This window comes from Sinomonas atrocyanea, from assembly GCF_001577305.1.
In the GTDB taxonomy this organism is placed as follows: Bacteria; Actinomycetota; Actinomycetes; order Actinomycetales; family Micrococcaceae; genus Sinomonas; species Sinomonas atrocyanea.
Genome location: NZ_CP014518.1, coordinates 2304675 through 2328426, shown reverse-complemented (window position 1 = coordinate 2328426; position 23752 = coordinate 2304675). Strand labels below are relative to the sequence as shown.

General features: G+C 72.7%; 22 protein-coding genes and 1 pseudogene. 19 read left to right on the top strand and 4 right to left on the bottom strand.

Annotated elements, in window-relative coordinates; all coding sequences use genetic code 11:
• Positions 1-4: 4 nt before the first annotated feature.
• The 6 genes and pseudogenes from aroC (at position 5) to nusB (ending at position 4414) form a co-directional block, all read left to right on the top strand.
• Positions 5-1204: a chorismate synthase gene (gene aroC, locus SA2016_RS10695; protein WP_066497928.1), complete on the top strand. Its 1200-nt coding sequence runs from the start codon at positions 5-7 to the stop codon at positions 1202-1204.
• Positions 1201-1763, top strand: a pseudogene (locus SA2016_RS22640) (shikimate kinase). Before aroC ends, SA2016_RS22640 begins: the two are co-directional and overlap by 4 nt.
• Positions 1760-2863 (top strand): 3-dehydroquinate synthase, encoded by a 1104-nt coding sequence (gene aroB, locus SA2016_RS10685; RefSeq protein WP_066497925.1) that lies wholly within the window; start codon positions 1760-1762, stop codon positions 2861-2863. Before SA2016_RS22640 ends, aroB begins: the two are co-directional and overlap by 4 nt.
• On the top strand, positions 2860-3369 hold the full coding sequence (locus SA2016_RS10680; RefSeq protein ID WP_066497924.1) for a tetratricopeptide repeat protein: 510 nt from the start codon (positions 2860-2862) through the stop codon (positions 3367-3369). Before aroB ends, SA2016_RS10680 begins: the two co-directional genes overlap by 4 nt.
• 71 nt (positions 3370-3440) lie before the next feature.
• On the top strand, positions 3441-4004 hold the full coding sequence (gene efp / locus SA2016_RS10675; RefSeq protein ID WP_066497923.1) for an elongation factor P: 564 nt from the start codon (positions 3441-3443) through the stop codon (positions 4002-4004).
• Complete coding sequence (gene nusB, locus SA2016_RS10670) at positions 4004-4414, top strand: transcription antitermination factor NusB (protein WP_066497921.1); 411 nt, start codon at positions 4004-4006, stop codon at positions 4412-4414. Before efp ends, nusB begins: the two co-directional genes overlap by 1 nt.
• 27 nt (positions 4415-4441) lie before the next feature.
• Here nusB and SA2016_RS10665 read toward each other — a convergent pair whose 3' ends face one another.
• Entirely contained in the window at positions 4442-5737 is a 1296-nt protein-coding gene (locus tag SA2016_RS10665) for a PrsW family intramembrane metalloprotease (RefSeq protein ID WP_066497919.1), read from the bottom strand.
• 160 nt (positions 5738-5897) lie between these two features.
• Here SA2016_RS10665 and pyrR point away from each other — a divergent pair, with 160 nt between their 5' ends.
• From pyrR to SA2016_RS10600, 13 genes are all read left to right on the top strand, one after another.
• Entirely contained in the window at positions 5898-6506 is a 609-nt protein-coding gene (gene pyrR, locus SA2016_RS10660; protein ID WP_276508653.1) for a bifunctional pyr operon transcriptional regulator/uracil phosphoribosyltransferase PyrR, read from the top strand.
• Positions 6503-7510 carry an aspartate carbamoyltransferase catalytic subunit gene (locus tag SA2016_RS10655; protein WP_066497915.1) on the top strand — a complete coding sequence of 336 codons (1008 nt, stop codon included), beginning with the start codon at positions 6503-6505 and terminating at the stop codon, positions 7508-7510. Before pyrR ends, SA2016_RS10655 begins: the two co-directional genes overlap by 4 nt.
• A complete protein-coding gene (locus tag SA2016_RS10650) occupies positions 7507-8844 on the top strand; it encodes a dihydroorotase (RefSeq protein ID WP_066497913.1) in 1338 nt (445 codons plus the stop codon). The genes SA2016_RS10655 and SA2016_RS10650 overlap by 4 nt, the downstream gene beginning before the upstream one ends.
• Complete coding sequence (locus SA2016_RS10645) at positions 8844-9371, top strand: PH-like domain-containing protein (protein WP_066497912.1); 528 nt, start codon at positions 8844-8846, stop codon at positions 9369-9371. The genes SA2016_RS10650 and SA2016_RS10645 overlap by 1 nt, the downstream gene beginning before the upstream one ends.
• A 17-nt stretch (positions 9372-9388) precedes the next feature.
• Positions 9389-10624, top strand: coding sequence for a glutamine-hydrolyzing carbamoyl-phosphate synthase small subunit (gene carA / locus SA2016_RS10640; RefSeq protein WP_084249762.1), 1236 nt, complete (start codon positions 9389-9391; stop codon positions 10622-10624).
• Positions 10624-13944, top strand: a complete 3321-nt coding sequence (carB, locus tag SA2016_RS10635) for a carbamoyl-phosphate synthase large subunit (RefSeq protein WP_066497909.1) — start codon at positions 10624-10626, stop codon at positions 13942-13944. The genes carA and carB overlap by 1 nt, the downstream gene beginning before the upstream one ends.
• Complete coding sequence (pyrF, locus tag SA2016_RS10630) at positions 13937-14806, top strand: orotidine-5'-phosphate decarboxylase (protein ID WP_066497906.1); 870 nt, start codon at positions 13937-13939, stop codon at positions 14804-14806. Before carB ends, pyrF begins: the two co-directional genes overlap by 8 nt.
• An 87-nt stretch (positions 14807-14893) precedes the next feature.
• Entirely contained in the window at positions 14894-15208 is a 315-nt protein-coding gene (gene mihF / locus SA2016_RS10625) for an integration host factor, actinobacterial type (RefSeq protein ID WP_066497904.1), read from the top strand.
• A 40-nt stretch (positions 15209-15248) separates the two neighbouring features.
• The gene (gmk, locus tag SA2016_RS10620; protein ID WP_066497903.1) at positions 15249-15866 is read left to right on the top strand and encodes a guanylate kinase; all 618 of its coding nucleotides are present in this window, start codon (positions 15249-15251) and stop codon (positions 15864-15866) included.
• Between the two features lie 41 nt (positions 15867-15907).
• Positions 15908-16192 (top strand): DNA-directed RNA polymerase subunit omega, encoded by a 285-nt coding sequence (rpoZ, locus tag SA2016_RS10615; RefSeq protein ID WP_066497902.1) that lies wholly within the window; start codon positions 15908-15910, stop codon positions 16190-16192.
• Between the two features lie 29 nt (positions 16193-16221).
• Positions 16222-17478, top strand: coding sequence for a bifunctional phosphopantothenoylcysteine decarboxylase/phosphopantothenate--cysteine ligase CoaBC (gene coaBC / locus SA2016_RS10610; protein ID WP_066497901.1), 1257 nt, complete (start codon positions 16222-16224; stop codon positions 17476-17478).
• Positions 17479-17487: 9 nt separating this feature from the next.
• Complete coding sequence (metK, locus tag SA2016_RS10605; RefSeq protein ID WP_066497898.1) at positions 17488-18705, top strand: methionine adenosyltransferase; 1218 nt, start codon at positions 17488-17490, stop codon at positions 18703-18705.
• Positions 18706-18724: 19 nt separating this feature from the next.
• Positions 18725-20788 (top strand): primosomal protein N', encoded by a 2064-nt coding sequence (locus SA2016_RS10600; protein ID WP_066497896.1) that lies wholly within the window; start codon positions 18725-18727, stop codon positions 20786-20788.
• Between the two features lie 73 nt (positions 20789-20861).
• Here SA2016_RS10600 and SA2016_RS10595 read toward each other — a convergent pair whose 3' ends face one another.
• Genes SA2016_RS10595 through SA2016_RS10585 form a run of 3 tightly spaced genes read right to left on the bottom strand, consistent with a single transcriptional unit; the run spans position 20862 to position 23738 of the window.
• Positions 20862-21953, bottom strand: coding sequence for a glycosyltransferase family 4 protein (locus SA2016_RS10595; RefSeq protein ID WP_066497894.1), 1092 nt, complete (start codon positions 21951-21953; stop codon positions 20862-20864).
• On the bottom strand, positions 21950-22873 hold the full coding sequence (locus tag SA2016_RS10590) for an alpha/beta fold hydrolase (protein ID WP_244932818.1): 924 nt from the start codon (positions 22871-22873) through the stop codon (positions 21950-21952). The genes SA2016_RS10595 and SA2016_RS10590 overlap by 4 nt, the downstream gene beginning before the upstream one ends.
• A gap of 16 nt (positions 22874-22889) precedes the next feature.
• Positions 22890-23738 (bottom strand): aldo/keto reductase, encoded by an 849-nt coding sequence (locus SA2016_RS10585; protein WP_066497891.1) that lies wholly within the window; start codon positions 23736-23738, stop codon positions 22890-22892.
• Positions 23739-23752: the final 14 nt, after the last annotated feature.

The following is a 23752-nucleotide window of genomic DNA, read 5'->3' as shown; positions in this document are numbered from 1 at the left end:
TGTCATGTTGCGTTGGTTGACGGCCGGTGAGTCCCATGGCCCGGCACTCGTAGGCATCCTCGAGGGGCTCCCCGCCGGCGTCGCCCTCACAAGCGAGGACATCCGCCAGGCCCTCGCGCGCCGCCGCCTGGGCTACGGCCGCGGCGCGCGCATGAAGTTCGAGGCCGACGAGGTCACGATCCTCGGCGGTGTGCGGCACGGCAAGACCCAGGGCGGCCCCGTGGCCATCCAGGTCGGCAACACGGAATGGCCCAAGTGGGAGCAGATCATGGCCTCCGACCCGGTCGATCCGGCCGAGCTCGAGGGCCAGGCGCGCAATGCGCCGCTCACCCGGCCTCGCCCCGGCCACGCGGACTTCACGGGCATGCAGAAGTACGGCTTCGACGAGGCCCGTCCGGTCCTGGAGAGGGCCTCCGCCCGCGAGACCGCGGCGCGCGTGGCCCTCGGCACCGCCGCGGCGGCGTTCCTCGCCGAGCTCGGCATCGAACTCGTGAGCCACACGACCCAGATCGCCGGCGTCGCCGTCCCCGACGACGCCCCGCTTCCGCTCCCCGGCGACGTCGAGGCGCTCGACGCCGACCCGCTGCGCTGCTTCCACGCCGAGACTTCCGGGGCGATGGTGGCCGAAGTGGACGCCGCCCACAAGGAGGGCGAGACCCTCGGCGGCGTCGTCGAGGTCCTCGCCTACGGCCTCCCGCCGGGCCTCGGCAGCTACGTGCACTGGGACCGGCGGCTCGACGCGCGCCTCGCCGGCGCCCTCATGGGCATCCAGGCGATCAAGGGAGTCGAGGTCGGCGACGGCTTCCGCACTGCGGCCCGGCGCGGCTCGGAGGCCCACGACGAGATCGTGCGCGAGCCGAACGGCAAGATCGTCCGCTCCACCAACCGGGCCGGCGGGATCGAGGGCGGCATGAGCATCGGCGACGTCCTGCGCGTCCGTGCCGCGATGAAGCCCATCGCCACCGTCCCGCGCGCCCTGCGCACGGTGGACGTGGCCACGGGCGAGGCCGCCAAGGCGCACCACCAGCGCTCGGACGTCTGCGCGGTGCCCGCCGCGGGCGTCGTCGCCGAGGCCATGGTCGCGCTCGTCCTCGCGCAGGCCGTCCTCGAGAAGTTCGGCGGCGACTCCGTGGGGGAGACCCGCCGCAACCTCGAGTCGTTCCTCGCCGCCATCCCGGCAGCGCTCGACTCGGTGGCGGGATGACCGCCGCCCGCGGCCGGCTGGACCGTCCCATCGTGCTGTTCGGCCCGATGGCCTCGGGCAAGAGCTCGGTGGGGGCGGCCCTCGCAGAGCTCCTCGGCGCGCGCTTCCTCGACACCGACGCCCTCGTGGTCGCCCAGCACGGGCCCATCCCCGAGATCTTCGCCGCTCACGGCGAGGAAGCGTTCCGGCAGGCCGAGGCGGACGTCATCGCACAGGTCCTCGCCCAGAGGCATCCCGAGGGGCTCGTGCTCGCCCTCGGGGAGGGTCCGTCCTGCGGCACGAGACCCGGGCACTCCTCACCGACGTGCACCGCGTGTACCTGCGGGCATCATGGGACGACGTCGCCCCGCGGCTCGTCGGCAGCGCCGACCGACCGCTGCTGCACGGCGACGCAGAGAACAGCTGGAAGGCCCTCATGGACCGCCGGCGCCCCGTCTTCGAGGCGCTCGCGACGCTGAGCGTGGACACGGGGCACAACACCGCGGCCGAAGTGGCCGCCCAGATTGCGGGCACGCTCGCGGCCGGGAGCCGCCGTGCCACCGAGGGAGTCATCGCATGAGCAGCGACGCTGGGGTCATCAAGGTCACGGGCAGCACGCCCGCCGAGAACTACGACGTCGTGGTCGGACACGGCCTGCTCGGCCGGCTCGCCCCGGTCCTCGGCGAGCGGGTGCGGCGCGTGCTGGTGATCCACCCCAGGGCGTTGAGGGCGACCGGAGACGCCGTCCGCGAGTCGCTCGAGGCCGACGGGTTCACCGCCCTCACGGCGGAGATCCCCGACGCCGAAGAGGGGAAGCACATCCAGGTCGCGGCGTTCTGCTGGCAGGTGCTGGGCCAGAACGACTTCACCCGCTCCGACGCCATCGTCTCGGTGGGCGGGGGAGCGGTCACCGACGTGGCGGGCTTCGTCGCGGCAACCTGGCTGCGCGGCGTCCGGGTGGTGCACCTGCCCACGAGCCTGCTCGGCATGGTCGACGCCGCAGTGGGCGGCAAGACGGGCATCAACACCGCCGAGGGCAAGAACCTCGTCGGGGTCTTCCACCCGCCGGCGGCCGTCCTGGCGGACCTCGACGCGCTGGCCACCCTGCCCCGCAACGAACTGCTCACCGGCATGGCCGAGGTGGTCAAGTGCGGCTTCATCGCGGACCCCGCGATCCTCGACCTCATCGAGAAGGACCCCGAGGCCGTCGCGGACCCCGCCTCGGACGTGGTGCGCGAGCTGATCGAGCGCTCCATCGCGGTCAAGGCCAAGGTCGTCTCGGCGGACCTCAAGGAGTCCGGCCTGAGGGAGGTGCTCAACTACGGCCACACCCTCGGCCACGCGATCGAGCTGGCGGAGCGCTACTCGTGGCGGCACGGCGCCGCGGTGAGCGTGGGCATGATGTTCGCCGCCGAGCTGGCGCGCAGCGTGGGACGGCTCGACGATGCCACGGCGGACCGCCACCGCACCATCCTGACCTCGCTCGGGCTGCCGACCACGTACCGCGGCGACCGCTGGCAGGCCCTCCTGGACGGCATGCGGCGGGACAAGAAGGCCCGCGGCGACCTCCTGCGCTTCGTGGTGCTCGACGACGTCGCCAAGCCCGGGATCCTCGAGGTTCCCGATGCGTCGCTGCTGTTCGCCGCTTACCAGGAGATCGCGCAGGGAGCCGCAGAATGATCAGCGACCGCCGCGAGTGGCCGGACGCGGGGTTCCCCGGCGTCGCGGTCAACCCGGAGACGTTGGACACAGAGGTCGTCGACGAGGAACGCTGTGCCGACGCCCTCGCCGCGAGCAGCGACCCCCGCGACCACGCGCTCGTCGAGCTGGCCCGCGGGCACGTCAGCGCGGCCGCGGAGATCCTCGTGGAGGCCCGCTACACCGACCCGGAGTCCTTCCGTCTGAAGGTGCTCGAACTCGACGTGCTGCGCGCCGGAAACCGCAACGACCGCGCCGTGGAGCGGGCACAGCAGCTCCTGAGCGAGTCGAAGGGCACGCCCAACGAGGCGATGGTCCTGCAGTACCTGGGCAAGATCCAGTTCTCCCGCGGGAACTACGCCGCGGCGGAGAAGGCCTTCTCCCAGGCGCTCGAGCTCCGGGTCGCCGCCTCGGCCGATGCGAGCCTCATCTACTCCTCGACGGTGGCCCTCGGGCGGGCCCGGGAGCTGCGCAGCCGCGAGCAGTGACGGCCCACGGGGCGCGCTCTGGTTAGAATGGTCTGCGGATTTGACGAGACGAACGCAACGAGAGGCGCCACGTGGCAACCACCAACGACATCAAGAACGGCACCGTGCTGAACCTGGACGGCCAGCTGTGGAACGTCATCGAGTTCCAGCACGTGAAGCCGGGCAAGGGCGGTGCCTTCGTGCGCACCAAGCTGCGCAACGTGCTCTCGGGCAAGGTCGTCGACAAGACCTTCAACGCCGGCACCAAGATCGACACCGCCACGGTGGACCGCCGTGACTTCCAGTACCTCTACAAGGACGGCGCCGACTTCGTGTTCATGGACACGGACACGTACGACCAGATCACGGTCGCCGGCGAGACCGTCGGCAACGCGGCCAACTTCATGCTCGAGAACCAGACGGTGCTCATCGCGCTGCACGAGGGCAACCCGCTCTACGTCGAGCTCCCGCCGAGCGTGACGCTCGAGATCACCTACACCGAGCCGGGCCTGCAGGGCGACCGCTCGTCCGCCGGCACCAAGCCCGCCACCGTCGAGACCGGCTACGAGATCCAGGTTCCGCTCTTCCTCGAGACCGGCACCAGGGTCAAGGTCGACACCCGTGACGGCGGCTACCTGGGACGTGTCAACGACTAGTGAGCGCCCGTGGAAAGGCCCGTGCGCGGGCCCTCGACATCCTCTTCGAGGCCGAGCAGCGCGGTGTTCCGGCGTCGGTGGCCATCCAGGGCCGCCGGGACCGGACCGAGCAGGTGATCAACCCCTACACCGTCGAGATCGTGGACGGCGTGACCGCCAGGCAGCCCCAGATCGATGAGATCTTGAGGACCTACGCGCAGGGATGGACGCTCGAGCGCATGCCCTCGGTCGACCGCATCATCCTGCGCATCGGCCTGTGGGAGCTGCTCTTCAACGACGACGTCCCGGACGCAGTCGCCGTGAGCGAGGCCGTGGCCCTGGCCCGGACCATGTCCACCGACGAGTCCCCGAGCTTCGTCAACGGGCTCCTCGGGCGCCTCCAGGAGCTCAAGCCGACGCTGCTGGCCTGACCGGCCCCAGTTCGGCGGCCGCCCGGTTCACAGCTGCGGGCGGCCGCCGGACACCCCGAGCAGCGCGTCACGTTCGCGGCCTATGCGGTCCAGGAGCTCCTGCTGGGCCGCGGCGTAGCCGCGCACGTCGCGACCGCTGAGCACGCGCTGGCGCGCCGCCGCGAGGTCCGTCGCGGTGCGGATGAATGACCGCATCGCGGGGCGCCTGCCCACGCCGCCTGCCCACCTCAGGCCCGCGCTGCGGCCCCGCGGCGTCGCGAGCATCTCGACCTCGAGGGGCGAGAACCAGCCGGCCTGGGCGTACTCCACGAGGCGCGCGTGCGTGAGCCGCGCCTCGGCCCGCCGCAGGAAGTACACCCCCAGCGCGGCCGCCCCGAACAGCGGGATCTGGACCAGGACGTAGAGGAGGAAGAAGTCCTCCCCGCCGCTGTTCCAGATGTTGTGCAGGAGCATGGCCGGGGCCAGGCCCACGAGGAACGCGCCCACGACCAGGCCCGGGCTCCAGCGCCGGGCGGCGAGCCCCATGATGAGCCCGAGCGTCCCCGTGAACATCGCGTGGGCGAACGGGGAGAGCACTCCGCGCATCGTGAAGATGACGGCCAGCGACGCGGCGGACCCGGAGGTCTCGCTGAAGAACCGGCCGAAGTAGAGGATGTTCTCCGTGAAGGCGAACCCCGCGGCGATCGTCATGCCGTAGACGATCCCGTCCACCGGCCCGTCGACATACTTATGCGCCGCGAGCATGAGGATGAGCAGACCCAGCCCCTTGGCGCTCTCCTCGACGACGGGCGCCTCGACCGTGGCCAGGAACCGCAGCGTCGCGGCGGCGCCGGAGCGCGGTCCGAAGGCGTCGAGGAACAGCGGCTGGATCAACGCCGTCGCCGCGACCGACATGACGGCGCCCCAGACGAGCGCCAGGACGATCAGTCCCCGCGGCTCGGGCTCCCAGCGGTCTACGGCGAAGACCGCAAGCAGCACGATCGCCAGCGGGAACAGGGAGAGCACGAAGCCGACCAGCAGCCCGGAGCTCCCCGTGGCCCGCAGCAGGAAGGGAACCACCACGGCCAGCCCCGCGAGCAGCGCCGCGGCACCGCCCAGCAGCAGCGCGAGCGCCCCCGGGCGCATCCGCGGCCCGCGCGCGGGCGGCAGCGCGAGCGGCGGCCACGCGCCGCCCGGCCCAGCCGCCGGCGCGGACGCCGGGGGAGTGCCCGGTGCGGGCGCCGCGGGACCCGCGGGCGCTGCAGGCGGCTGCCACGGGCGGGGCGGCGGGACGTAGCTTCCGGGCTCGGGCTGCTCCCACCGCGGCGGCTCGTTGCTCGTCATGGCCCAAGGCTAGCGCCGCCTCGATGCTTCCGGCCCGGCGGCGCGGGAGGGCGCGTGACGGCGCCCACACCGGGCGTCCGGGGCGGCGGGCCTGTGATAGCGTGGATCGACAGTTTTCCTCATTTAATTCCGTCCTGTGAGGCGGGGAAAGGGGTCTGCTGTGGCACCTGCCTCTGCAGAAGAGCGCAGCGTGAGTGCCGGCCGGGTTGTCCTCTCAGGGGGCGACATCGACCGCGCGCTGACGCGCATAGCGCACGAGATCCTCGAAGCCAACCGCGGCCCCGAAGGGATCGTCCTCCTCGGCATCCCGCGCCGGGGCTATCCTCTCGCCGTCCGGCTCGCGGCGAAGCTCGCCGCCGCCGATCCCGCGGTGGACCCGTCCGCCGTCGTCGGCCAGCTCGACATCACGATGTTCCGCGACGACCTCTCGCGGCAGCCCACCCGCCCGCCGGCCCGCACGATCCTTCCGCCCGGGGGGATCGACGACAAGGTGGTCGTGCTCGTCGACGACGTGCTGTTCTCCGGCCGCACCATCCGCGCCGCCCTCGACGCCCTCGTCGACCTCGGCCGGCCCCGCTCGGTGCGCCTGGCGGTACTCGTCGACCGCGGCCACCGCGAGCTGCCGATCCGCGCCGACCATGTCGGCAAGAACCTTCCCACCTCCCGCGCCGAGAAGGTGCGCGTGCGCCTCGCCGAGGTCGACGCCGGCTCCGGCTTCCCCGAGGACCTCGTGGCCATCGAGGGCCCCGAGGAGGCGGCACACGGATGAAGCACCTGCTCTCGACGAAGGACCTCTCGGCCGAGGACGCGATCCGCATCCTCGACACCGCCGAGGAGATGAGCGCGGTCAACTCCCGCGAGGTCAAGAAGCTGCCCGCCCTGCGCGGACGCACCGTGGTGAACCTGTTCTTCGAGGACTCGACCCGCACGCGCATCTCCTTCGAGGCCGCGGCCAAGCGGCTCTCCGCAGACGTGATCAACTTCGCCGCGAAGGGCTCGTCCGTCTCGAAGGGGGAGTCCCTCAAGGACACCGCCCAGACGCTCGAGGCCATCGGCGCCGACGCGGTCGTCCTCCGCCACTCCGCCTCCGGCGCCGCCCACCGGCTCGCCGTGACCGACTGGATCAGCGCGGCGGTGGTCAACGCGGGCGACGGGACCCACGAGCACCCGACCCAGGCACTCCTCGACGCGTTCACGCTGCGGCGCCACCTCTCCCGCCTCTCGGGCACGCCGTCCGCGGGGGCCGACCTCGCAGGCGCGCGCGTCCTGATCGTCGGCGACATCCTGCACTCCCGCGTGGCCCGCTCGGACGTGTGGCTGCTGGCCACCCTCGGGGCCCACGTGACGCTCGTCGCCCCGCCCACGCTCCTGCCGATCGGTCTCGACGGGTGGCCGTGCGAGGTCACCTACGACCTCGACGAGGCCATCGCCTCGCGCCCGGACGCCATCATGATGCTGCGCGTCCAGGCCGAACGGATGAACGCCTCCTACTTCCCCTCCACGGGCGAGTACTCCCGCCGCTGGGGCCTCGGCGACGAGCGGTTCGCCCGCCTGTCGGAGCTGGGCCTGAAGGACACCGTCATCCTGCACCCGGGGCCGATGGTCCGAGGGCTCGAGATCTCCTCGGCCGCCGCGGACTCCGAGCGGTCCCAGGTCCTCAAGCAGGTCGCGAACGGTGTCTCCGTGCGCATGGCCGTGCTCTACCTGCTGATGTCCGGCGGATCCGCGGGCTACCCCGCGGCCGCCCCCGAGCTGAAGGAGACAGCCTCATGACGGCTTCGCCGCGCTACCTCGTCCGGGGCGCCTCCCTGTACGGCGAGACCTCCGCCGACCTCCTCATCGCCGACGGCGTGATCGCCGGGGTCGGGTCCGGACTCGACGCCTCCGGCGCCACCGTGGTCGACGCCGACGGCCTGGTCGCGCTGCCCGGGCTCGTCGACGTCCACACGCACCTGCGCGAGCCGGGCCGTGAGGACGCCGAGACCGTCGAGACGGGATCGAAGGCCGCCGCCCTGGGCGGCTACACGGCCGTGCACGCGATGGCCAACTCGAATCCGGTCGCCGACACCGCGGGCGTGGTCGAGCAGGTCGCACACCTCGGACGCCGCGCCGGCTGGGCGGACGTGCGTCCCGTCGGGGCCGTGACCGTGGGCCTGAAGGGCGAGCGGCTCGCGGAGCTCGGCGCCATGGCCGAGTCCGCCGCGGCCGTGCGGATGTTCTCCGACGACGGCATGTGCGTCCACGACCCGGTCCTCATGCGCCGTGCCCTCGAGTACGTCAAGGCCCTCGACGGCGTCGTCGCCCAGCACGCGCAGGAACCGCGGCTCACCGCGGGCGCGCAGATGAACGAGGGCGCCGTGTCCTCGGTCCTCGGCCTCCCGGGCTGGCCCGCGGTCGCGGAGGAGAGCATCATCGCCCGCGACGTCCTCCTCGCCCAGCACGTGGGATCGCGCCTGCACGTGTGCCACGTCTCGACCGCCGGGTCGGTCGAGATCATCCGCTGGGCCAAGGCCCGCGGCATCGACGTGACGGCGGAGGTCACCCCGCACCACCTGGTGCTCACCGACGAGCTCGTGCGCACCTACGATCCGGTGTACAAGGTCAATCCGCCGCTGCGGACGCACGACGACGTCGAGGCGCTCCGCGCGGCCCTCGCCGACGGCACCATCGACGTCGTGGGGACCGACCACGCCCCCCACCCGAGCGAGCACAAGGAGTGCGAGTGGGTGCAGGCCGCGATGGGGATGACGGGCCTCGAGACGGCGCTCTCGGTGGTCCAGCTGGCGATGGTCGAGACCGGCCTCATGGGCTGGCGGGACGTGGCCCGCGCGATGTCCGAGGCACCCGCAAAGATCGGCCGGGACAGCGACCACGGCCGTCCGCTCGCCGAGGGCGAGCCCGCGCACCTGGTCCTCGTGGACCCGGCCGCCCGGTGGACGGTGGACCCGGCTGCCCAGGCCACCAAGGGCCGCAACTCGCCCTTCGCGGGCCGCGAGCTGCCCGGACGGGTCATCGCGACCTTCTACGCCGGCCATCCGACGGTGCTCGACGGCGCGCTCAACGCCCCGCACCCCGCGTTCGCCGGCGCGCACGCAGGGGAGCGCTGATGGACCGCCTCGGACCGGGCCTGGCGATGCTCGCCCTGGCCGTGGTCCTCGCCGGCCTCATGTGGCGTGGATGGCGCGGGCGGCTCAGACGGCAGTCCGGGATCCCGGCGCCCCGTCCGGTCCCGGCGGACGCCGGCGCCGAGCGCTACCGATGCAGCGGCCAGTACGTCGTCACGACCACGGCGGGGGACTGGCTGGACCGCGTGGCCGCCCACGGCCTCGGAGTGCGGACAGGGGCGGACGCCGTGGTCCTCGACGACGGCGTGGCCTTCGACCGGTCGGGCGCCAGTGCCGTCTTCATCCCGCGTGAGGACCTGCAGGATGTAGGCCTCGCCTCCGGGATGGCCGGGAAGTTCGTCGAGAAGGACGGCCTTGTCGTCGTCGGCTGGCTCCTCGGGGAGACCGCCGTCGAGACGGGGTTCCGACCCCGCTACGCCGAAGAGAAGAACGCCCTCGTGGCAGCAATCGAGAATGTGATGGGTTCCGCGGCCGGACGCGCCGCGGGTCAGGGAAAGAGTGAGCAGTGACTGAGAACGCCACCAGCGTGCCAGAGGCAGGGACAGCGGCAGCCGCAGGCGGCCCGGCGCAGGGCACCAGGACGCGGCAGCCCGCCGTCCTCGTGCTCGAGGACGGGACGACGTTCCGCGGCCACAGCTACGGCGTCGTGGGAACCACCTTCGGCGAGGCCGTCTTCGCGACCGGCATGACCGGGTACCAGGAGACGATCACCGATCCGTCCTACGCGCGGCAGATCGTCGTCCAGACCGCGCCGCACATCGGCAACACCGGAGTGAACAGCGAGGACGCCGAGTCCCGCCGCATCTGGGTCGCCGGCTACGTGGTCCGCGACCCCGCGCGCCGACCGTCCAACTGGCGCAGCGAGCGCAGCCTGGACGAGGAGCTCGAGGCCCAGGGGATCGTCGGCATCCAGGGTGTCGACACGCGCGCGATCACCCGCCACCTGCGCGAGCACAAGACGATGCGCGCCGCCATCTTCTCAGGCGACGCCGCGCGCCGCCCCGACCAGGAGCTGCTCGAGGACGTGCGCGCGAGCGCGCCCATGGAGGGAGCCCGCCTGGCCGAGGAGGTCAGCGTGGACACCGCCTACACGGTCGAGCCGGCCGAGCACGGCTGGGAGGGCGAGCCCCGCTTCACGATCGCGGCCATCGACCTCGGCATCAAGGCCATGACCCCCCACCGCTTCGCCGAGCGGGGCGTCCGGGTGCATGTGCTCCCCGCCACCGCGACCATCGAGGACGTGCGGGCCGTCGGCCCCGACGGCTTCTTCATGTCCAACGGCCCGGGCGACCCGGCCACGGCGGACGCCCAGGTGCGCCTGCTGCGCTCGGTGCTCGATGAGAAGCTGCCCTACTTCGGCATCTGCTTCGGCAACCAGATCCTCGGCCGGGCCCTCGGCTTCGGGACGTACAAGCTGCGCTACGGCCACCGCGGGATCAACCAGCCCGTCATGGACCGCCGCACCGGCAAGGTCGAGATCACGAGCCAGAACCACGGCTTCGCCGTCGACGCCCCGCTCGAGGGCGCGACGACGGCGCCGGAGGAGCGCTACGGCCGCGTCGAGGTCTCCCACATCAGCCTCAACGACCAGGTCGTCGAGGGCCTCGCGTGCCTCGACATCCCGGCGTTCTCCGTCCAGTACCACCCCGAGGCCGCGGCCGGCCCGCACGACGCCGCGTACCTGTTCGACCGCTTCATCGACCTGATGGAGTCGTCGTCCGCGAGCACCAAGACCCCTGAGACCGAGGAAGCGAAGAAGTAATGCCCAAGCGCACAGACCTGAAGAGCGTCCTGGTCATCGGCTCCGGCCCGATCGTGATCGGCCAGGCCGCAGAGTTCGACTACTCCGGCACGCAGGCCATCCGGGTGCTCAAGGAGGAGGGCCTGCGGGTCATCCTCGTCAACTCGAACCCCGCCACGATCATGACCGACCCGGAGCTCGCGGACGCGACCTACGTCGAGCCCATCACCCCGGACGTCGTGGAGAAGATCATCGCCAAGGAGCGCCCGGACGCGGTCCTGCCGACCCTCGGCGGACAGACCGCCCTCAACACGGCGATCGCGCTCGACAAGAACGGCGTGCTCGAGAAGTACGGCGTCGAGCTCATCGGCGCGAACGTCGACGCGATCGAGCTCGGCGAGGACCGCGAGAAGTTCAAGGGCGTCGTCGAGCGCTGCGGCGCGGAGAGCGCCCGCAGCCACATCGTCCACACCATGGACGAGGCGCTCACGGCCGTCGAGGACCTCGGCTACCCCGTCGTGGTCCGCCCCTCCTTCACGATGGGCGGCCTCGGCTCCGGCATGGCCTACAACGAGGAGGACCTGCACCGCATCGCCGGCGCCGGCCTCCAGTACAGCCCGACCACCGAGGTGCTCCTCGAGGAGAGCATCCTCGGCTGGAAGGAGTACGAGCTCGAGATGATGCGCGACAAGAACGACAACGTCGTGGTCGTGTGCTCGATCGAGAACTTCGACCCCGTCGGCGTGCACACCGGAGACTCGATCACCGTCGCGCCGGCACTGACGCTCACCGACCGCGAGTACCAGAAGCTGCGCGACGTCGCGATCGCCGTCATCCGCGAGGTCGGCGTGGACACGGGCGGGTGCAACATCCAGTTCGCGGTCGACCCCGCCACCGGGCGCGTCGTCGTGATCGAGATGAACCCGCGCGTCTCCCGCTCCTCCGCCCTGGCCTCCAAGGCCACCGGCTTCGCGATCGCCAAGATCGCCACGAAGCTCTCCCTCGGGTACACGCTCGACGAGATCCCGAACGACATCACCCAGAAGACGCCGGCCAGCTTCGAGCCGACGCTCGACTACGTGGTCGTCAAGGTTCCGCGCTTCGCGTTCGAGAAGTTCCCCGCCGCCGACCCGACCCTCACCACGACCATGAAGAGCGTCGGCGAGGCGATGGCCCTCGGCCGCAACTTCACCGAGGCCCTGCAGAAGGCGCTCCGTTCCCTCGAGCAGAAGGGCGCCCAGCTCGACTTCTCGCCGGTCCCGGACTACGAGGTCGCCGAACTCGTCGAGCAGGCCAAGCGCCCCACCACGCAGCGCCTCGCCCAGGTGCAGCGTGCCCTCCTCGGCGGCGCGACCGTCGAGGAGCTGTTCGAGGCGACGAAGATCGATCCCTGGTTCCTCGACCAGCTCGTCCTCCTGAACGAGATCGCGGCGGAGATCAAGGCCGCCCCGGCGCTCACCGAGGAGGTGCTCCGGCTCGCCAAGCGCCACGGCTTCTCGGACGAGCAGATCGCGGCGCTGACCCACTCCTCGGAGGCCGTGGTCCGCGGCGTGCGCCAGGCGCTCGGGGTCCGCCCGGTGTACAAGACCGTGGACACGTGCGCGGCCGAGTTCGCCGCGTACACCCCGTACCACTACTCGTCCTACGACGAGGAGGACGAGGTCGAGCTCCACAAGAAGCCCTCCATCATCATCCTCGGCTCCGGCCCCAACCGGATCGGCCAGGGCATCGAGTTCGACTACTCGTGCGTCCACGCCACCATGGCGCTGCGCAAGGCCGGCTACGAAACCGTCATGGTCAACTGCAACCCCGAGACCGTCTCCACCGACTACGACATCTCCACGCGCCTGTACTTCGAGCCGCTCACGCTCGAGGACGTGCTCGAGGTCATCGCCGCGGAGGAGCGCACGGGCGGCGTCATCGGGGTGTTCGTCCAGCTCGGCGGCCAGACGCCCCTCAAGCTGGCCCAGCAGCTCGCCGACGCGGGCGTGCCGATCCTCGGCACCTCGCCCGAGGCGATCGACCTCGCCGAGCACCGCGGCGCCTTCGCCAAGGTGCTCGACGACGCCGGCCTCGTCGCGCCGAAGAACGGCACCGCCGTCTCCTTCGAGGAGGCGCGGCGCATCGCGGACGAGATCGGCTACCCGGTCCTCGTGCGGCCCTCGTACGTGCTCGGCGGCCGCGGCATGGAGATCGTCTACGACGAGCCCAACCTGCGCCGCTACATCGACAACGCGACCGAGATCACCCCGGACCACCCGGTCCTGATCGACCGCTTCCTCGAGGACGCGATCGAGATCGACGTCGACGCCCTCTACGACGGCACCGACCTGTACCTGGGCGGGATCATGGAGCACATCGAGGAGGCCGGCATCCACTCCGGCGACTCCGCGTGCGTGCTGCCGCCGGTCACCCTCGGCACCGACGTGGCCGAGCGCGTCCGGGCCGCCACCGAGGCGATCGCCGAGGGCGTCGGCGTCCGCGGGCTCATCAACATCCAGTTCGCCCTCGCCGCGGACGTCCTCTACGTGCTCGAGGCCAACCCGCGCGCCTCCCGCACCGTGCCGTTCGTCTCGAAGGCCACCGGCGTCCAGCTCGCCAAGGCCGCCGCCCTCATCGGCACGGGCGTGACGATCAAGCAGCTGCGCAGCGCGTACCGCATGCTGCCCGAGACCGGCGACGGCGCGGTGCTGCCCGAGAGCGCGCCCGTGGCCGTGAAGGAGGCCGTGCTCCCGTTCAGCCGCTTCCGCACGCCCGAGGGCACGGTCGTGGACAGCCTGCTCGGTCCGGAGATGCGCTCCACCGGCGAGGTCATGGGCATCGACAAGCACTTCGACACGGCGTTCGCCAAGAGCCAGGCCGCGGCAAACAGCTCGCTGCCGACCTCTGGCCGGGTGTTCGTCTCGGTGGCCAACCGGGACAAGCGCTCGATCATCATGGCGGTGAAGAAGCTCTCCGACCTCGGCTTCGAGATCCTCTCCACGGGCGGCACCGCCGCCGTGCTCAACCGCAACGGCATCAGCGCCACGGTGGTGCGCAAGGTCAGCGACGGCGGCGAGGGCACGATCGTGGACCTGATCAACGACGGCAAGGTCGACATGGTCTTCAACACGCCCTCGGGCGGCGCCGCGCGCGGCGACGGCTACGAGATCCGGGCCGCCGCCACGTCGGTGGGGAAGCCCTGCATCACGACGGTCGCGGAGTTCAACTTCGCGGTCCTCGCGATCGAGGCCATGCGCAGCTTCGAGTGGGACGTGACGAGCCTGCAGGAGCACGCCGCCTCGGTCCGCGGCGCATCGGCTGCGCCGGCCGAGCTGGCCGCGGAGCCGGCCCGTGCCTGAGCCCGCCGGCCTCCCGGTGGGCCGCTCGCCCTTCGGCGAGCGGCTCGCCGGGGCCATGGCCGCCAGGGGCCCGCTGTGCGTCGGGGTCGACCCGCACCCGTCGCTGCTGGCCGCCTGGGGGCTGACGGACGACGCCGAGGGCCTCCGCCGCTTCTCGGCTGCGGTCCTGGAGGGGGTCGCCGACGTCGCTGCGGCGCTCAAGCCGCAGGTCGCCCTCTACGAGCGCCACGGCTCGGCCGGGATCGCGGCGCTCGAGGAGCTCCTCGCGGCCTCGGCCGACGCCGGACTGCTCACGATCGCCGACGCGAAGCGCGGGGACATCGGCTCCACCATGGCGGCGTACGCCGAGGCCTGGCTGGGGGAGGGGTCCCCGCTCGCGGCGGATGCCGTCACCCTCAGCCCGTATCTCGGGTTCGAGTCGCTGCGTCCCGCGCTCGACACCGCCGCGGAGACCGGCCGCGGCGTGTTCGTGCTCGCGCTGACCTCCAACCCCGAGGGCGCCTCGGTCCAGCACGTGGGCGGCGAGGCCTCCGTGGCCCGCCGCATCGTGGACGCCGCGGCCGCGGAGAACCGCCGGTACGCGGGAGCTGAACGGGGCCACGGCTCCGTGGGCCTCGTGGTGGGCGCTACGGTCGGGGACGCCATCGGCCGCCTCGGCCTCGACCTGGCCGCGATGGGCGGCCCGATCCTCGCCCCGGGCCTCGGCGCCCAGGGAGCCACCCCCGCAGTCCTGAAGGAGACGTTCGGGGCCGCCTACACGCGGGTGCTGGGGACGTCCAGCCGGGACATCCTCGCGGGCGGCCCCGGGCCGCAGGGGGTGCGGGCCCGTGCGGAGCGGACCCTCGAGGGCTTGCGGGGCTGAGTCGCGCCGGTCTACGTTCTAGGGGAGTCCGCGTGCCGCTGTGGCCGCGGGCTCCCGAGCGATCCGGGCGAGCACGGAGGCGGCGCAGTGGCCTTGGAACCCCTGACACCCGAGGAGAGGCGCGCGGCACTGGGGAAGGCGGTCGAGGCGCGCGGGACCCGTTCGCGCGCCAAGGCAGCGCTCCAGTCGGGTGAGCTGACAGTGGAGGAGCTCCTCGCCCAGGCGGACCTCGACGAGGCGCTCGCACGGCTGAGGGTCACCGAGATGCTCGAGTCCCTCCGCGGCATCGGACCGGTGCGCGCCCGGGCGATCCTCGCCACACTCGGCATCGCTCCGAGCCGCCGGCTCAGGGGCCTCGGCGTCCACCAGCGGCGGGCGCTGGTAGATTTTCTGGCAGGCTGAAGCATGCCCGGGGCGCCCCGGGCTGAGACGAAGGGACAGCGTGGAGCACGCACAGGGCCAGAGGGCCGCAACCGAGGCCGGGCACGGCGGGCTGACCGTCCTCGCGGGACCCACCGCTGTGGGCAAGGGCACGGTCTCGACCTACATCCGGGACACCTATCCGGAGGTGTGGCTCTCGGTGTCGGCCACGACCCGCGCCCCGCGCGAGGGCGAGGTCGACGGGGTGCACTACTACTTCGTGGGCCCCACCGAGTTCGAGCGGCTCGTCGCCGAGGGTGCATTCCTTGAGTGGGCCGTGGTCCACGGGCAGAACCGCTACGGCACGCTGCGCCGCACCGTCCAGGAGGCGATCGCCGCCGGGAAGCACGTCCTGCTCGAGATCGACCTCCAGGGCGCGCGGCAGGTGAAGGCAGCGATGCCGGACGCGCAGTTCGTGTTCCTGGCCCCTCCGAGCTGGGACGAAATGGTGCGCCGGCTGCGCGGGCGCGGCACCGAAACGGCCGAGGAACAGCAGCGCCGGCTCGAAACGGCTAAAATAGAGCTCGCTGCCGAGCCCGAGTTCGACGTCACCGTCGTCAATGACGACGTGAAGCGCGCGGCAGATGAGCTTGTGTCACTCATGGGACTGACGCCGCACGCCCGGCCCGCGTCGCGCTAGCGCGCCGGCCATCCGCTACGAAAGAGCATTGGAGACCAACTGTGTCCTCGACCCCCGAAGGCATCATCAACCCGCCGATCGACGACCTCCTCACGAAGTCCGACTCCAAGTACGGCCTCGTGATCTTCGGCGCGAAGCGTGCCCGGCAGATCAACGCCTACTACGCCCAGCTGCACGAGGGCCTGTTCGAGTACGTCGGCCCGCTCGTCGACACCCGCCTGAATGAGAAGCCGCTCTCCATCGCCCTGCGCGAGATCAACGAGGGTCTCCTCGTCGCAACCCCCGCCGCCGAGGAAGAGGCCCCCGCGGAGTCCGAGGACCAGTAGGGGCCGGGAGCCAGGAGGAGGTCGGCTGCGTGCGCGTGGTCCTGGGGGTCGGCGGCGGGATCGCCGCGTACAAGGCGGCCCTGCTGCTGCGGCTGTTCACCGAGGCCGGGCACGACGTCACCGCGGTGCCCACCGAGGCCGCGCTCAGCTTCGTCGGCAAGGCGACGTGGGAGGCCCTCTCGGGCAAGCCGGTCCGCACCGACGTCTTCGAGGCAGTCGAGACCGTCAACCATGTGCGCCTCGGCCACGAGGCCGATCTGGTGGTCGTGGCCCCCGCGACCGCTGACCTGCTCGCCCGCGCCGCGGGCGGCCACGCCGACGACCTCCTGACCACCACGCTCCTCATGGCCCACTGCCCGGTGCTGCTCGCGCCGGCCATGCACACCGAGATGTGGCAGCATCCTGCCACCCGGGCCAACGTGGCGCTCCTGCGCGAGCGGGGGGTGAACGTCCTCGAGCCCGCCTCCGGGCGCCTCACGGGCGCGGACTCGGGCCCCGGCCGGCTCCCGGAGCCGGAGGAGATCTTCGGCGCCGCCCTCGCCCTCGTGGGCGGACCCTCGGAGGACGACGCCGGCCGCCCCGCCGGGCCGCTGGCAGGCCGCCGCGTCCTGGTCTCCGCGGGCGGCACCCGCGAACCCCTCGACCCCGTGCGCTTCCTCGGCAACCGCTCCTCCGGCAAGCAGGGCGCCGCCCTCGCGCGCGCGGCCGCGGACGCGGGCGCCGACGTCACCCTGGTCGCCGCCCACATGGACGTCCCGGCGCCCGAAGGCGCCCGGGTCGTCAGCGTGGGGTCTGCGCTCGACCTGCGCGAGGCCATGCTCGCCGAGGCCCCGGGCGCCGACGTCGTCATCATGGCCGCCGCGGTGGCCGACTTCCGCCCCTCCGAGCCGCAGGCCAGCAAGATCAAGAAGCGCGACGACGCCGCCGATCCCGTCATCACCCTCGTCCGCAACCCCGACGTCCTGGTGGAGCTCGTGCAGCGGCGGAACGACGCCGAGCCCGGCCAGCTGATCGTGGGCTTCGCCGCAGAGACCGGCGACGACGCCTCGAGCGCCCTCGACTACGGCAGGGCGAAGCTCGCCCGCAAGGGGTGCGAGCTGCTCGTCCTCAACGAGGTCGGCGACGACGCGACGGGGTCGGAGCGCGTCTTCGGCCGGGACAGCAATTCCGTGCTCATCCTCGCCCGCGATGGCGAGCCCGAGCACGCGGCGGGCAGCAAGGACGAGGTGGCGGCCGCCGTCGTGCGCCGGATCACCTGTGAGCTCGCCGCCCGCACGACCCAGTAGAGTGGACCAGTGACCCACGCTCCCGATTCCGGCACCACTGCCCTGCGCCTCTTCACCTCCGAATCCGTGACCGAGGGGCATCCCGACAAGATCTGCGACCAGATCAGCGACTCCATCCTCGACGCGCTCCTCGCGGCCGACCCGGAGTCCAAGGTCGCGGTGGAGACGATGGCCACCACCGGCCTGGTCCACGTCGCGGGCGAGGTCACCACGGACGCGTACGTCGAGATTCCGCAGATCGTGCGCAACACCATCCTCGGGATCGGCTACGACTCCTCGGCCAACGGCTTCGACGGCGCGCGGTGCGGCGTTTCGGTCTCGATCGGCCAGCAGTCCTCCGACATCTTCGACGGCGTGTTCAACTCCCTCGAGTCCCGCGAGGGCACGATGGAGGACGAGTACGACCTCCAGGGCGCCGGCGACCAGGGCATCATGTTCGGCTATGCCTCGGATGAGACGGCCACTTACATGCCCACGCCGATCTGGCTCGCCCACCGCCTCTCCGAGCGCCTGACCGAGGTGCGCAAGAACGGCGAGCTCGCGTACCTGCGGCCCGACGGCAAGACCCAGGCGACCGTGGGCTACGACGGCGACCGCCCCGTGAGCGTCGAGACCATCGTCATCTCGAGCCAGCACGCCGAGGGCACCGACCTTGCCACCCTGCGCGCCGACCTCGCGGACCACGTGGTCAAGCCTGTCCTGGCCCTGGCCGAGCTGGAATCGGACCATGTTCGCAGCATCCTCAACCCCGCCGGCGCCTTCATCATCGGCGGCCCCGTCGGAGACGCCGGCCTGACCGGCCGCAAGATCATCGTCGACACCTACGGCGGGTTCGCGCGCCACGGCGGCGGGGCCTTCTCCGGCAAGGACCCGTCGAAGGTGGACCGCTCCGCCGCCTACGCGATGCGCTGGGTCGCGAAGAACGTCGTCGCCGCGGGCCTCGCGCGGCGCGCCGAGATCCAGGTGGCCTACGCGATCGGGCAGGCCCGCCCCGTGGGGATCTATGTCGAGACGTTCGGCACCGAGAGCGTGGACCCGCTGCGCATCAGCGCGGCCGTGAGCGAGGTCTTCGACCTGCGACCACGGGCCATCATCGAGGCGCTCGACCTCAAGCGCCCCATCTACGCCAAGACCGCCGCCCATGGTCACTTCGGCCGCGAGGAGCCGGACTTCACCTGGGAGCGGCTGGACCGCGTCCAGGATCTGAAGGACTTCTTCGGGGCGTGAGCCGCGTCAGGCGCGGGCGATGAGCGCGAGCCAGCAGCCCGCCGAGCCCGTCCAGCCGTCGCTGCTGACCGGCTTCCCGCTGCCCGAGCAGGCCCAGCCCGGTCCGCGGCCGGCGCGTGAGCTGCCGGTGGCGCGCGTGTGCGTCGAGTCCCCGCTGCCCCAGCTGGACCGGCTCTTCGACTACCTCGTGACGGAGGAGCTGGACAACGCGGCCACGCCGGGCGTGCGCGTCAAGGTCCGCATCGCCGGCCGCGAGCATGTCGGGTTCCTGCTCGAACGGCGCGATTCGTCCGACGCCGGAGTGCGGCTCTCGCCGCTGGGCGCCGTGCTCTCGCCGCTGCCCGTCCTGGCTCCCGAGATCGCCGAGCTCGCCTCCGCCGTCGCCGAGCGGTGGGGCGGCGCCCTCGGCGATGTCCTGCGCTTCGCCGTCCCGCCGCGGGCCGTCAAGGTCGAGGCCGAGTTCGCCGCGCGGGCCGGGGAGGCCGCCGGGCCCGCACCCGAGCCGCCGGCCGCGCCGCGCGCCGACGCCGGCTGGAGCGAGCTGAACCCCGGCAGCGCGTTCCTGCGCCACGTGGCGGCCGGCGGGAGCCCGCGGGCCGTCCTGCAGACCGCCCACGGCTACGGGCCCGACGCGTGGCCGCACACCATCGCCGCTGCCGTGGCGGCCGCACGCTCCTCGGGGCGGGGAGCCCTCGTAGTGGTCCCCGACCGGCGGGACCTCGACCGGATGCACGCGGCGCTCCAGGCTGCGCTCCCCGGCGAACCGGCCGTGAGGCTCTCGGCGGAGGACGGCCCCAGCGCCCGTTCCCGGGCCTTCCTCGAGCTCCTCACCGGCAGGGCGCGGATCGCGGTGGGGACCCGCGGGGCCGTGTTCGCCCCCGTGCAGGACCTCGGGCTCGTGGTCTGCTGGGACGACGGCGACGACCTGTACCTCGAGCCGCGGGCGCCCTACTTCCACGCCCGCGAGGTCCTGCTCCTGCGCGCCGACCAGGCCGGCTGCGCGGCGCTGCTCGCGGGCCACGCCGTCTCGGTCGAGGCCCAGAGACTGGTCGAGTCGGGCTGGCTGCAGCGCATCGCTCCGGGCAGGGCGGCGCTGCGCGCCTCCACGCCCCGGATCACGAGCACGGCGGACAGCATCGAATCCGCGCGCGACCCGCTCGCCCGCGTCGCGCGGCTGCCCCACGCGGCCTGGCAGGCGGCCCGCGAGGCCCTCGCCGAGGGCCCGGTGCTCGTGCAGGTGGCCCGGGCGGGCTACGCCCCGTCGCTCGCCTGCGAGCGCTGCCGCGAGCCGGCGCGGTGCCGGCACTGTTCCGGGCCGCTCGCCGAGCAGCCCTCGGGCCGCGAGCGCCTCGTGGCCTGCCGGTGGTGCGGGACACCCGAGCTCGCCTTCTCCTGCCGCGTCTGCGGAGCCCACGCCCTGAGGCGCACCGCGATCGGCGCCCTGCGCACGGCCGAGGAGCTCGGCCGAGCCTTCCCCGGAGCGGTCGTGGTCACCTCGGCCGGCGACTCAGTCAAGTCCGAGGTCCCGGGGTCGCCGGCCCTCGTCGTGGCCACGGTGGGGGCCGAGCCCCTGGCGCCCGAGGGCTATGCCGCCGCGCTCCTCCTCGACGGGGAGGCGCTCCTGCGCCGGGAGAGCCTGCGCGCGCCCGAGGAGGCCCTCCGCCGGTGGCTCAACGCCGCCGCCCTCGTGCGCCCGGCGTCGGCCGGCGGCCGGGTGGTCATCACCGCAGGGGAGAGCGAGGCGCTGGCCGCCCTCGTGCGCTGGGATCCGGCGGGGTTCGCCTCACGGGAGCTCGCCCTGCGGCGCGAGCTGTCGCTGCCGCCGGCGGTACGCACCGCGGCGGTCACCGGTGCCATGGGCGACGTCGAGGCGTTCCTCGACGTCGCGCGGGACGTGACGTCGCTGCCGGGCGTGCGCCTCGTGGGCCCCGTCCCGGGCGAGCCGGCACAGGCCCTCGCCTTCTTCCCGATTGCCGCGGGTCCGGCCGTGGCCCGCGGCCTGCACGCGGCACGGATCTCCCTCGCCGTCCGGCGCTCCGGCGGCCCGGTGACCCTCCGCATCGACGCCCCCGACCTGCTGTGAGCGACCTGCTGTGAGCAGCGTGCTGTGAGCGGGCCGGCCCACGCCCTGCAGGGCGCGGACGTGCCGCAGGGGATCAGCGGCGCCGGCTGCGCCGCGCGTGGGAGTCGATGGCCTCGCGGGCGGCGGCGAGCAGCGCCTCGGCGGAGGCGTCCCAGCTGAACGTCGCGGCCTGGGCACGGGCCTCGGCGGACGCCGCCTCCCAGGCGCCGGGGGCCTCGAGCGCGCGGACGGCGGCGGCGAAGTCGGCAGGCGAGTCAGGGTCCACGTAGGACGCCCCTGCGCCGCCGACCTCGCGGAAGATCGGGATGTCGCTCGCGACCACGGGCGTCCCCAGGCTCATCGCCTCGACGAGGGGCAGCCCGTAGCCCTCGGAGCGGGACAGGCTCACCAGCGCGGTGGTGCGCCTCAGGAGCGACTCGTAGTCCTCCTCCGACACGCCGCCGTGGAACACGACGCGGGCCCCGGCCGGGACGAGGGACTCGAGCTCGGCGCGCCGGGCCGGCGAGATCCGCGAGAGGAGGTGCAGCTCGTAGTCCGCGAGGTGCCCCATGCCCGCGATCACCGTCTCGACGTTCTTGTACGGCATGAAGGACCCCATGTACAGCAGGGTCTTCTCGGCGCCGGCCGCCGCAGGCCTCGGCTCGCGGCCGCCCTGGGGGGCGTTGCCGACGATCCGGACGGGGCGGCGGGTGAGACGCTTCTCGGACATGAGCCAGCGGGTCGTGTGGCTCACGGTGGCGACCACGTCGGCCCGGTTCAGCAGGACCCGCTGGGGCCAGTACGCGCGGTGGTACAGGCGCCACAGCACGCGCACGGGCGCGGGGAGGAACCCGGGCGGCTCGGGATGCTCGTAGTAGATGAGGTCGTGCAGGGTGAGGATGAGCGGGTACCGCCGCCCCCACGAGCCCATCGTCTGCATGGGGCAGAACATGACGTCGGGCCGGAGCCGGTTGACCTGGGCGGCGATGAACAGCTCGCGCGGAGACAGCGGGCTCGTCACCTTGACGTGGGGCACGGGCGGCAGGAGTGCGAGCTGCCGGTCGTCGCTGATCAGCATGGCAACGTCGGCCCGGCGCGCCACTGCCTCGATGAGGCTCGCGCCGAACCGGCTGATGCCGTCGTGCTGGTCCGTGCGCGTGAAGCGGGCGTCGATGAGGATCCTCATGCCGTCCTCTCGGAGATGAAGTCGGCGATCGCGGCCGCCGCCGGACCGGGCGTCTCGTAGTGGATCAGATGTCCGACCCCGGGAACCACGGTCAGGCGCGAATCGGCCAGACGCGCGTGGAAGCGCCGCACATCCGGCAGTGCGGCGATCTCGTCCCGCTCGCCCGCCACGAGCAGCACCGGAAGGTGCAGCTGGTCCGCGACCTCCGCCGCGTCGTGGGAGATCGAGGCCCGGAACGACTCCAGCAGCGAGGACCGCGCGGCAAACTCGCTGAAGTGCTCGCGGTGCTGCCCGTGGACGAAGGCCCGCAGGCCGGCGTCATGGGTCTTCGCCATGGCCTCGCTCATGAGGCGCACCACAGCGCGGCTGCGCAGCAGGGCGGTGCCCGGACGGGACGGGAGGGCGGCGGCGCCCCAGTAGTAGAACTCGGCGAGCCGGCTGAGGACGGCCTGGGGCCCCTCGAGGGCCGGTGCCGAGATCGGATTGACCAGGACGAGCCGCTCGAAGCGGCCCGGGTGCCGCGCCATGAAGTGCGCCGCGACGATGGACCCGAAGGAGTGCCCCAGCAGCACCGTGTCCCGCCCGAGGGCGAGCCCGTCAGCGAGGAAGGCGAGCCAGCGGACGTAGCCGTCGATCGAATGCTCGCCGGCCAGGACGCCGGAGGCGCCGAAGCCGGGCAGGTCCGGCATGACGAACCGCACGTCGGGGAGGGCATCGACGATCCGCAGCAGTCCGTGATGCGTGCCGCGGAAGCCATGGACCGCGAGGACGGTCGGTGCGTCGGCGCTCGGCGGTGTCCCCGGCCGGCTGACCGGCTCATAGGTGAAGACAGCCGTGGGCGCGCCCGCGACGTCGACGGTATCGAGGCGCTCCCGCGCGGCCAGCTGCTCGGACAGGAACGGCTCTGCGGCCAGCGTCATGGGGGTCATGTCCTTCTCAGTTGACGTCATCGGGGTGGGAGCCGCTCCGGAAGCCCCGGTCGAGGCCGGCGATCCGCTCCCGTTCGCCGTCGGTGAGCGCGAAGCCGAAGACGTCCGCGTTCTCGCGGATCCGCTGCGGGCTGCTCGCCTTCGGGATCACGATCGTCCCCTCCTCGAGATGCCAGCGGATCACCGCCTGGGCCACGCTCACGCCGTGCGCCTCGGCGATCCCGCGCAGCACCGGGTCCTCGAGGATGTGCCCGCGCGCGAGCGGGGACCAGGCCTCGGTGGCAACGCCGAGCTCAGCGTGGAGCGCGCGCAGCTCGCGCTGCTGGAGCCACGGGTGGAGCTCGACCTGGTTCACGGCAGGCACCTCGCCGGTCGCGTCGACGAGGCGGCGCAGGTGCTCGGGCTGGAAGTTGCTCACGCCGACGGCGCGGACCCTTCCGTCCTCGCGCAGCCGGATCAGCGCGCGATACGTGTCGACGTACAGGTCCCGGCGCGGGCACGGCCAGTGGATGAGGCACAGGTCCACCACATCCAGCCCGAGTTCGGCCTGGCTGCGGTCGAAGGCCCGCAGGGCGGCGTCGTACCCCTGGTCCGTGTTCCAGATCTTCGTGGTGACGAACAGCTCGGTGCGGTCGAGGCGGCCGGAGGGGGCGTCGTCGGACATCGCCCGGCGGACGGCGCGGCCCACGCCCGCCTCGTTGCCGTACATCGCCGCCGTGTCGAGGCTCCGGTACCCGGCCGCGATGGCGTCGCCCGCGAGCCGCTCCGCGTCCTCGGGCGGCACCTTGTACAGGCCGAACCCGAGCTGGGGGATGGCCACGCCGCGGGCAAGGGGGACCGTGGGGGAGGCGATCATGGTCTCCACCCTAC

Coding starts and splice junctions, on each gene's coding strand:
- aroC (WP_066497928.1), top strand. CDS start 5: ATGTTGCGTTGGTTGACGGCCGGTGAGTCCCATGGCCCGGCACTCGTA.
- aroB (WP_066497925.1), top strand. CDS start 1,760: ATGAGCAGCGACGCTGGGGTCATCAAGGTCACGGGCAGCACGCCCGCC.
- SA2016_RS10680 (WP_066497924.1), top strand. CDS start 2,860: ATGATCAGCGACCGCCGCGAGTGGCCGGACGCGGGGTTCCCCGGCGTC.
- SA2016_RS10665 (WP_066497919.1), bottom strand. CDS start 5,737: ATGACGAGCAACGAGCCGCCGCGGTGGGAGCAGCCCGAGCCCGGAAGC.
- SA2016_RS10655 (WP_066497915.1), top strand. CDS start 6,503: ATGAAGCACCTGCTCTCGACGAAGGACCTCTCGGCCGAGGACGCGATC.
- SA2016_RS10650 (WP_066497913.1), top strand. CDS start 7,507: ATGACGGCTTCGCCGCGCTACCTCGTCCGGGGCGCCTCCCTGTACGGC.
- SA2016_RS10645 (WP_066497912.1), top strand. CDS start 8,844: ATGGACCGCCTCGGACCGGGCCTGGCGATGCTCGCCCTGGCCGTGGTC.
- carB (WP_066497909.1), top strand. CDS start 10,624: ATGCCCAAGCGCACAGACCTGAAGAGCGTCCTGGTCATCGGCTCCGGC.
- SA2016_RS10600 (WP_066497896.1), top strand. CDS start 18,725: ATGAGCGCGAGCCAGCAGCCCGCCGAGCCCGTCCAGCCGTCGCTGCTG.
- SA2016_RS10595 (WP_066497894.1), bottom strand. CDS start 21,953: ATGAGGATCCTCATCGACGCCCGCTTCACGCGCACGGACCAGCACGAC.
- SA2016_RS10590 (WP_244932818.1), bottom strand. CDS start 22,873: ATGACGCTGGCCGCAGAGCCGTTCCTGTCCGAGCAGCTGGCCGCGCGG.
- SA2016_RS10585 (WP_066497891.1), bottom strand. CDS start 23,738: ATGATCGCCTCCCCCACGGTCCCCCTTGCCCGCGGCGTGGCCATCCCC.